Origin of the sequence: Paracraurococcus ruber, assembly GCF_004353985.1 — a bacterium.
Classification (GTDB): Bacteria; Pseudomonadota; Alphaproteobacteria; order Acetobacterales; family Acetobacteraceae; genus Paracraurococcus; species Paracraurococcus ruber.
In genome coordinates this window covers 1-9,473 of record NZ_SMOA01000212.1, presented here as the reverse complement: position 1 = coordinate 9,473, position 9,473 = coordinate 1, and the positions used below count along the sequence as shown (strand labels likewise).

General features: G+C 71.2%; 7 protein-coding genes. 1 reads left to right on the top strand and 6 read right to left on the bottom strand.

All coding sequences use genetic code 11. From position 1 onward, the window contains the following. Positions 1–206: 206 nt before the first annotated feature. The 6 genes from E2C05_RS24420 to E2C05_RS24395 all read right to left on the bottom strand — a co-directional run bounded on the left by E2C05_RS24420 (position 207) and on the right by E2C05_RS24395 (position 7,838). Entirely contained in the window at positions 207–2,300 is a 2,094-nt protein-coding gene (locus tag E2C05_RS24420; protein ID WP_133222252.1) for a peptidase domain-containing ABC transporter, read from the bottom strand. Next, positions 2,297–3,559 carry an HlyD family efflux transporter periplasmic adaptor subunit gene (locus E2C05_RS24415; protein WP_200306061.1) on the bottom strand — a complete coding sequence of 421 codons (1,263 nt, stop codon included), beginning with the start codon at positions 3,557–3,559 and terminating at the stop codon, positions 2,297–2,299. Before E2C05_RS24415 ends, E2C05_RS24420 begins: the two co-directional genes overlap by 4 nt. A 67-nt stretch (positions 3,560–3,626) precedes the next feature. After that, positions 3,627–3,869, bottom strand: coding sequence for a hypothetical protein (locus E2C05_RS24410; RefSeq protein WP_133222251.1), 243 nt, complete (start codon positions 3,867–3,869; stop codon positions 3,627–3,629). 142 nt (positions 3,870–4,011) lie between these two features. Further along, positions 4,012–4,224: a class IIb bacteriocin, lactobin A/cerein 7B family gene (locus tag E2C05_RS24405; RefSeq protein ID WP_133222250.1), complete on the bottom strand. Its 213-nt coding sequence runs from the start codon at positions 4,222–4,224 to the stop codon at positions 4,012–4,014. Positions 4,225–4,782: 558 nt separating this feature from the next. Beyond that, positions 4,783–6,699: a hypothetical protein gene (locus E2C05_RS35215; RefSeq protein ID WP_133222249.1), complete on the bottom strand. Its 1,917-nt coding sequence runs from the start codon at positions 6,697–6,699 to the stop codon at positions 4,783–4,785. A 206-nt stretch (positions 6,700–6,905) separates the two neighbouring features. After that, positions 6,906–7,838: a ribose-phosphate pyrophosphokinase gene (locus E2C05_RS24395; protein ID WP_133222248.1), complete on the bottom strand. Its 933-nt coding sequence runs from the start codon at positions 7,836–7,838 to the stop codon at positions 6,906–6,908. A gap of 254 nt (positions 7,839–8,092) precedes the next feature. Here E2C05_RS24395 and fliF point away from each other — a divergent pair. After that, on the top strand, positions 8,093–9,473 hold a 1,381-nt coding region (fliF, locus tag E2C05_RS24390), incomplete at its 3' end, for a flagellar basal-body MS-ring/collar protein FliF (RefSeq protein WP_133222247.1).

Here is a 9,473-nt window from a genome sequence, read left to right as displayed (position 1 = left end):
GGCGGCGGGCCGGCGGCGCGGTGGACCGGCCCGCGGCCGGCCCAGGCGCCGAGCGGCGCCCGCCGCGACGGAACCGCATCCGCGGCGCGACCTCGATGGACCCGCGCCCTGCGGCGGGAAGGCCCCGGATCCATGGCCATAGGGGCCGCCCGGCGCCCGCGGGCGCCAGGACGATCCCGCCGCCCGGTCCCCGAGGGCGCCTGGCGTCAGCCCACCGGCTCGGCGCCGATGCGCAGCACCGTGTCGGCGCCATTCATCATCTCCGGCCGATGCGCGACGCTGATGCGGGTGATGGAAAGGCGGCGCAGGCGCTCGTTGATCTGCCGCTCCTTCTCCACGTCGAGATGCGCGGTGCCTTCGTCGAGGAAGAGGATCTTCGGCATCTTGTAGAGCGCGCGCGCCAGCAGCACCCGCTGCTTCTGCCCGCCCGAGAGAGAGCTGCCCATGTCGCCGATCAGGCTGTTGTAGGCCATGGGCATGGCCATGATCTCCTCATGGATGCCGGCCATCTGGGCGCAGCTGACCATGCGGTCCTGGTCGAAGGTCGGGTCGAAGAAGCAGATGTTGTCGGCGATCGAGCCCGAGAGCAGCTGGTCCTCCTGCATCACCGCCGCCACCTGCTCGCGGTAGATGCGGTAGCCGATGGTCGGCAGCGGCACGCCGTCCACCAGCACCTCTCCGCTGGTCGGCTCCAGCAGGCCGAGCATGATCTTCAGCAGCGTGGTCTTGCCGCCGCCGGAGGGGCCCATGATGGTGACGAACTGCCCCGCCTCGACGCGGATGTTCACGTTCTCCAGCACGAAGCGCTCTGTCTCGGCATAGCGGAAGGAGACGTTGCGCAGCTCCAGCCCGCCCCGGATCGGCGTGGTGTAGGCCAGCGGCCGGTCATGCCCCGGCTCCACCGGGTTGGTGGCGATGTCGGCGATGCGTTCCAGGTGCAGGTCCAGCAGGCGGAATTCCAGCAGCTTCTCCACCAGGGCGGAGGCCTTGCCGGTGAAGTTCTGCTTGTAGGCCATGAAGGCGAAGATCATGCCGACCGTCATCTGGCCTTGCAGCGCGAACATGGCGGCAAGGTAGACGGTCACGATGTTCTCGACGCCGAAGATGGCGCCGTTGATGGTGCGGAAGCGGATCTCCGCCCGGCCCAGGCGGATGTTGGCGTTCACCGTATCGGCGTGGCGGTTCAGCCAGAGCCCCTCGCGGTCGGATTCCCGGTTGAACAGCTTCACGCTCTGGATGGCGCGGGCGGTCTCGATGAAGTTGGAATTCTCCACCGCCTCGGCCTGGATCGCCGCCTCGCTCAGGTCGCGGAAGCGGCGGTAGAGCGCCAGCCGGGCGAGCAGGTAGAGCAGCAGCGCGGCGATCACCACCGCCGCCAGGGTCGGCGAGTAGATGAAGATCATCGCCAGGGTCGCCAGCGCCATGATGCCGTCGATGACGGCCAGGATCAGCCCCTCGGCCAGTGCGTTGCGGATCGGCTCGATGGAATTGAAGCGGCTCAGCACGTCGCCGATATGCCGCTTCTCGAAGAAGCCGAGCGGCAGGCGCACCAGGTGGTGGAACAGCCGCGCCCCCATCTGGAAATGCACGGCGTTCTGCACCACCAGCACGATATGCGACCGCAGCGCGTTGGTGGCGACGTTGAGCGCGGCGAGGAGCAGGAAGCCGAGCGCGAGGGCCAGCATCAGGTCCACGTCGCCGCGCGCCACCACCTCGTCGACCGTCAGCTGCATGTAGAAGGGCGCCGCCACCACCAGCAGCTCGAGGATGATGGACAGGGCGAAGACCTGGGCCAGCGGCGTCGAGACGCCCTGCATGCGGCCCCAGAACAGCCGCAGCGGCAGCCGCGCGCGCTCGACCCGCGGGGTGAAGCCCTCGGCGGGCGAAAGCTCCAGCGCGACGCCGGTCAGGTGCTTCGACGCCTCCGCCAGGCTGTAGGTCTTGCTGCCGGAAGCCGGGTCATGCACCGTGATGCCGCGGGCGCCGACCGACTTCAGCACCACGAAGTGGTTCATGTCCCAGTGGACGATGGCGGGCAGGTTCAGCTCGCCCAGCGCCTCCAGCTCGAACCGCAGCGGCCGGCAGGCGAGCTGCATCTGGTTCGCCACCTGGATCAGCCCGCGCAGGGTCACGCCCTTGAGCGAGACGGGATGGCGGCGGCGCAGCGTGTTCAGGTCCACCCGGTGGCCATGGAAGCTCGCCACCATGGCCAGGCAGGCGAGGCCGCATTCCGCCGCCTCGGTCTGCAGGATGCTCGGCAGCCGGCGGCGGCCGCCGAAATCCAGCATCTCCTGGATCATCCCTGGATCCTCGCGCTCAGCAGCGGGTTGAGGATCCAGTCCACCAGGGTGCGGCGTTCCAGGATGATGTCGGCGCGCAGCAGCATGTCCGGCTGCAGCGGCACGCGGCGGCCATAGGCATCGACGTCCGGCCGCTCGAGCGAGACGGTGGCGCGATAGGCCGGCTCCTTCAGCGTCACCGGCGTGGCGATGTCGGACGCGGTCAGGATGCTCTGCGACACGGTCTCGATCCGGCCGCGATAGGTGCCGAAATGCTGGTAGGGGAAGGCGTCGTACAGGATGCGCACGGGCTGCCCGACCGCGACGAAGCCGATGGCGCGGGCGGGGATGAACAGCTCCGCCTGCAGCGCCGCCGCGGCCGGGATGATCTGCAGCAGCAGCCGGTCCGGCCGCGCCGGCTGCCCGACGGTCGCCTGCAGGGAGGAGATACGGCCGGCCATCGGCGCGCGCAGGACATAGGCCCGCCTGCCATCCACCTCGGCGATCCGCTGCTCGGCCGCCGACAGGTCGTTGCGCAGCGCCTGGATCTTCTCCGCCTGCTGGAAGGGCAGCTGTTCCAGCGTGAAGCGCGCCTCGGTCATCTGGCTGCGCCGGGCGATGTATTGCTGCGCGAGGGAGTTCAGCGCCTGGCGCTGCTCCAGCAGGTTCTCCTCGCGGCGCCGCTGGTCGAGTTCCGAGGCGAGGCCGCGGGCGGCGAGCTGCTGGCCGGAGGCGAGGATGCGCTCCACCACCCGGATGCGCTCACGCTGCACCGTCACCTGCGCCTCGATCTGGCCCAGCTCGGCCTCGTAGCCCTGGATCTGCGCCTGCAGCCGCTCGCGCTCCGACGCGGTGCGGCGTTCCTCCGACGCGACCTGGCGCAGCATCTCCTCCCGCTGGCGCCGCAGGCTGGCCAGGATGGTGGCGTTCACGTCCTCGCCGCTGTCGCTGATCTGGCCGGTGACGACGGTGAGCAGCGGCTGCCCTTCCTCGACCAGCTGGCCCTGCTCGACGAACAGCGCGCCGACATTGCCGGGCTGGGAGACGAAGACGCGGGCCGTGCCGGCGGCGGGGATCAGGTAGCCCGCCACCGTTTCCTTCCGCGCATATTGCGCGAAGAACAGGAAGCCGATGACGCTGGCCACGGCGGCGATGATGAACCAGACGGTCAGCCGCAGCCGTAGCGGCTGCAGCGGCACCACGCGGCCCCATTGCCGGTCGAGCTGCTGGAAGGCGACGACGTCCTGGCGGAACAGGGGACGCTTGGCGGGCAGGTCCACGATACGCGCGCTCCCGCGGGCGGGCGCGGGTCCGGCCGGTCCCGCGCGCCTCCGTGTTGTGCCGTGGTCAGCGGCGGAAGAGGCCGCTCAGCCTTGCAGAGATGTTGCCGTTGGCCGAGGCGGAGCCGGTGTAGCCATTGCCGATGCTGACATAGGACCCGGTGATGTTGCCGACCACGACGCCGCTGACGGCAACGCCGCCATTGCCGCCGATGACGACGATGTTGGTGCCGCCGCCGCAGACGGCGTCCAGGTCGGCATCGGCCAGGGTGGCAAGCGGGGTGGTGGCGGTGGTGGTCGCGGTGCTCAAGCTCTGTGCCTCCTCCGCCCGCATGGCACCGGGGGCGGTACCGGGATCTGGGACAAGGGGCAGGCGCAGGTCGCGCCGCCCCGGGCGATGGCACGGCGCCGAGTACTGCGCGCGCCAGGACTGGCGCGCGCAGCCCGGAATATCAGAAGTTGAAGCTGATGTTGCCGTTGGCCGAGTTGCCGCCGGTGTTGCCGTTGCCGATCTTGACGACAAAACCCTTGTTGTTGCCGGTGGCGATGCCGCTGACTGCGCTGCCGCCGTTGCCGCCGATGACCTTGACGCTGATCACAGGAATGATGAACCCGCCGCTGACGGCATCGAGCTCGGCATCGGTCAGCGTGGTGATGTTGCTCATATGGACTCTCTCCTCTGCCCCTCATCCTGAGGGGGATGACGGGGTTTTCCCCCAACCATGCAGCGCCGCTCGGCGCTGCATCCCGTTGCGCGGCCAAAGCCGCGTATTCCGTGCAGCCGCGGGCATCGGGGCACGCCCGGCACATCCGGTCGCACTCCGTCCCGCCGCTCAGGCAGTGCTGTAAGGATGCGCCGTAACCGCCAGGCGGCCGACAATCGATCCCTGCAATACTTTCCTTCTCAAAGGTCGAGCGAAACAGTATTTACACTATCATCGGTAGCGAACCGCCGCTGTGCTGGAAGAACTTTCATCCACCCGCGACGTTGCTTCAAGGAGGCTAGTCGGCATCTGCAAGGGTCGTCAATGGAATGCTGCATAACGCACCAATGCGTTATTTTGATAACGTGCGGCAGTTGAAGTTGGTCTGAAAAATCCGTCCGTTGCAGGCAAGTACAGGTCAGGCTGCACGTCCGCCGTGCATTGTTCCGGCATAGCGGCGATTGTTGCGGGAGGGGGCGGCCTTCCCGGCCGCCCCGCCGCGTCCCGTTTCGCCCCGGCTCAGGCCCAGAGCGCCTCGCCGAGCCAGATGCTGCCGTGGTTGCCGGCGATCCCGATGCGGCTCATGTCGGTGCCCGCGGCGAAGTGGACCTCGCCGTAGTTGTCGAGGATCTCGAGGTCGCCGAGGTCGAGCACGATGCCGAAGCGGATAGTCCCGTGGTTGGCCTCGATCTCGAACCGGCCAAGGTTCACCACCCCGCCGAATTCCAGCGTGCCGTAATTGTCCTCCACCTCGACCCTGCCGTTGAACAGGTGCCCCCAGGCATGGCCCGGCGCCGGGCCGGCGCCGCCGGCCACCGCGCCGAAGTCGATCAAGCCCCGGTTGTCCTCGATGTCGAGCAGGCCGAGGAACTGGTGGCCATAGGCATCGCCGCCGGTCCGCCCGGCGCCGCCGGTGACGTCGCCGAAATGGATCTCGCCCAGATTGCCCTCGATCCCGGTCCAGCCCTGGAAGCGGTGGCCGAAGGCGTCGCCCCCGCGATCCCCGGTGCCACCGGTGACGTCGCCCAGGTCGATCGTGCCGGCATTGCCGGTCACCAGCAGGCCCGTCTTGAAGGCATGGCCACGGGCATCGCCGCCATCGCCGGCGAAGGCGCGGCCGGCCAGGCCGCCGGCCCCGCCCAGGCCGTCGACGCCGCCATCGGCCGCGGCCGCGCCGGTGAAGGCATTGTCGATGATCACGATGGACTGCGCGACATCGCCCAGCGCCACGCCGGTGACGGCGATGCCGCCATCGCCCGGCGCGCCGTCCCGGCCAGCCGCGCCGGCCAGGGCGGCGATCGCCTTCCCGCCGGCCCCGCCGGTCACTTGGCCGAAATCGATCAGGCCGTGATTGCCGTCCAGCCAGACCGCGCCGTCCAGCCGGTGGCCATAGGCGTCGCCGCCCTGGCCGGCCCGGGCATCGCCGCCATTGCCGCCGCGGCCGCCCTGGCCGCCATCGCCGGCTTCCGCCCGGGCGAAGCCGGATCGCAGCACCTCCGCCGCCACGGCGGACAGGGCGATGTCGCCGGTGACGATGCCGGTCACCGCCAGGCCGCCATCGCCGCCCGTGCCGCCATGCCCGCCGGCGCCGCCGCGGCCCGCCACGCCATCCCCGCCACGGCCGCCGGTGACGTCGCCGAACAGCACCTCGCCGTGGTTGTGCCCGATCTGCAGCAGGGCGTTGAAGACATGGCCGCGGGCGGTGCCGCCATCGCCGGCGAAGGCATTGCCGCCAGTGCCGCCGCGGCCGCCGTCGCCGCCATCCCCGCCGGTGGCGAAGCTGCGGCCGGTCAGCAGCGTTTCGGAGTCGAGAAGGCTTTCCGTGATGCCCTGAACCACCAGGCCGGTCACCGCCAGGCCGCCATCGCCGCCATCGCCGCCATGCCCGCCCGCGCCGCCGGCGCCGGCGATGCCTGCGCCACCCTCCCCGGCGGTGACATTGCCGAAGCGCAGCGTGGCGGCGTTGTCATCCAGCCGCAGCCAGCTGCCGATGAACCGGCCGGAGACACTGGCCCCGTCGGTGCCGATGCCGGCCTTGCCGATGCCGCCGAAGGCGCCGTCCGGGCCATCGGCGCCGCGGGCGCTGGCCTGGCCGGTCCGCGCCACCTCGATCCCGACCACCGACTGCAGCAGGCTGCCCAGCAGCGTGCCGCTCACCGCCTCGCCGCCATCGCCGCCATCCAGGCCATGGCCGGCATTGCCGCCATCGGTGGCGCGGCCGATGCGGCCGGCATTGCCCAGCACATCCCCCAGCCCGACCATGGCCAGGCTGGCCGCCGGCACCGGCTTGCCGGCGACCAGGGCGGCGGCGCGCAGCGCCGGGTGGGCGATGCCGGGGGCGGGCAGGGGCTGCGGCGCCAGGCCGGCCGCGTAGGTGGCGGCTGTCCCGGGCAGCGCCGCCTTGAATGCGGCTGGGGTGGTGGGCGATCCGTCCATCTCGGCGTCCCTTCGACGATGTCGCTGCGGAGGGCCGTCGGGGACGCGGAGGCTGGCGGGCGGGCCCGGGCCGGCGCGCGGCGCCGGCGGCCGCGGCCGATACAGACATGCCTACTGTATGCAAGACAGTCGGTGCGGGATCAGCACGCTGTCATTGACGGAACAGTGTTCCGGTCCGAACGAGCCGCAGCCGGACCGGGTGCGCGTCAGTTGAACAGGGAGGAGACCGAGCTTTCCTCGGAGATGCGGCGCATTGCTTCGGCCAGCAGCGGGGCGATGGTGACCTGGCGGATGTTCGAGGAGATGCGCACCGCCTCGGTCGCCAGGATGCTGTCCGTCACCGTCATGTTCTCGATCGGGGAGGCGCCGACGCGCGCCACCGCCCCGCCCGAGAAGACGCCGTGGGTGACGTAGACCGACACGCCGTTGGCGCCGTTCTTCATCAGCGCCTCGGCGGCGTTGCACAGGGTGCCGCCGGAATCGACGATGTCGTCCACCAGGATGCAGTGGCGCCCCTCGACCTCGCCGATGACGTTCATGACTTCCGAGACGCCGGCGCGCGGCCGCCGCTTGTCGATGATCGCGAGTTCCGTGTGCAGCCGGGCCGCCAGCGCCCGGGCGCGCACAACGCCGCCCACATCGGGGGAGACGACCATCAGCTCCCGCCCCTGGTAGCGGTCCTGCACGTCCCGGGTGAAGAGCGGCGCGGCGAACAGGTTGTCCACGGGGATGTCGAAGAAGCCCTGGATCTGCGCCGCGTGCAGATCCATGGTCAGCACGCGGTTGGCGCCGGCCGCCGTGATCAGGTTGGCCACCAGCTTGGCGCTGATCGGGGTGCGGCTGCCCGATTTCCGGTCCTGCCTGGCATAGCCGAAATAGGGGATGACCGCGGTGATGCGCCGGGCGCTGGCGCGCTTCAGCGCGTCCAGCGTGATCAGCAGCTCCATCAGGTTGTCGTTGGCCGGGTAGCTCGTGGACTGCACCACGAACACGTCCTCGCCGCGCACGTTCTCGTTGATCTCGACGAAGACCTCCATGTCGGCGAAGCGCCGGATTGAGGCCGAGGTGAGCGGCAGGCCGAGCGAGGCGGCCACGGCCTCCGCGAGCGGACGGTTGCTGTTGCAGGCGACGATCTTCATGCCCGGCCGGACCCCTTCTGCACGCGCGACCAGAGAGCCGCCGATGCCGCTTTCCGCACGGCGCGGCGGAGATAACAAGGTGCCCCACCCCTGTAAATCGCGCCACGCGCGGGGCTGTGTCCCGGCGGCGGGCCCGCCCCGGGCGCCAGCTTAACCGGTTTGCAATCCGAACTGCGGCAATTCCTGCCGGGTGGGGGCCATTCGCACCGCCGGCGCGGCGCCGGCCGGCCCCCGCTCGCACAGGAGGTGGCGGCATGGGCGGGGTGATCGCCGGCTTGAAGGCGCTGGGGCCGATGCGGCTGGCGGCGCTCGGCGGCGTCGGCCTGGCCCTGCTCGGCTTGCTGGCCGTGCTGGCGCTCCGCGCCGGCGACCCGCCCATGGCGCCCCTGTTCGGGGAGCTGGAGCCGCGCGATGCCGCCGCCGTGGTCGCGGCGCTGGAACGCCAGAAGGTCCCCTACCGCATCGCCGCCGGCGGCACCCAGGTGCTGGCGCCGGCCGACCAGGCGCCGCGGCTGCGGCTGCTGCTGGCGCGGGAAGGCCTGCCGGCCGGCGGCGGCGTGGGCTGGGAGATCTTCGACCGCAACGAGAGCCTGACCACCACCCCCTTCCAGCAGGAGGTGAACCGGCTGCGCGCGCTGGAGGGGGAGCTGGCGCGGACCATCCGCGGCATCGCCGGCGTCCGCAGCGCCCGGGTTCATCTGGTGCTGCCGCGGCGGGAGGCCTTCTCGCGCGAGCGGGGGGAGGCGCAGGCGACGGTGGTGCTGGCCATGCAGGGCGCCCAGCGGCTGGACCGGGACGGGGTGCAGGCGGTGCTGCATCTGGTCGCCACCGCCGTGCCCGGCCTGAAGCCCACCAACATCTCCATCGTCGACAGCCGCGGCGCCCTGCTGGCCCGCGGCGGCCAGGCGCTGGCCGGCCCCGCCGCCGCCCAGACGCAGGAGGAATTGCGCCGCGGCCACGAGATGCGGCTGGGCCGGGCGGTGGAGGAGCTGCTGGAGCGCAGCCTCGGCCCCGGCCGGGTCCGCGCCGAGGCGACGGTCGAGATGGATTTCGACCGCATCGAGACGCGGGACGAGCGCTTCGACCCCGAGAACCAGGTGGCGCGCAGCCAGCAATCCGTCTCCGAACAGAGCCGCGGCGCCGAGCCGCCGCCCACCACGGTCGCCGGCAACCTGCCGGGCGGGGAGCAGCCGGGCGGCGGCGCCAGCCAGGAGAGCCGGCAGGAGGAGACGACCAATTTCGAGATCGGCCGGACCATCCGCAACACCCTGCGGGAGCATCCGACCATCCGCCGGCAATCCATCGCCGTGCTGGTGGACGGGGTGTCCGAGCCGGTGGAGGGCGCCGCGCCGCGCTGGCGGGAACGGACGCCCGAGGAGCTGAACCGCATCGCCGCCCTGGTGCGCAGCGCCATCGGCTTCGACGAGCGGCGCGGCGACCGCGTCGAGGTGGTGTCCATGCGCTTCGTCGAGGATGCGCCGGCCGATGCGCCGGACGGCTTCTTCGGCCTGCCCATCTCGCCCACCCTCGGCGCCCGGCTGATCGAGAGCGCGATGCTCGCGCTGGTGGCGCTGGTCGCCATCCTGCTGCTGGGCCGGCCGATGATCGGCCGCATCAGCGCCAGCCTGGCGCCGG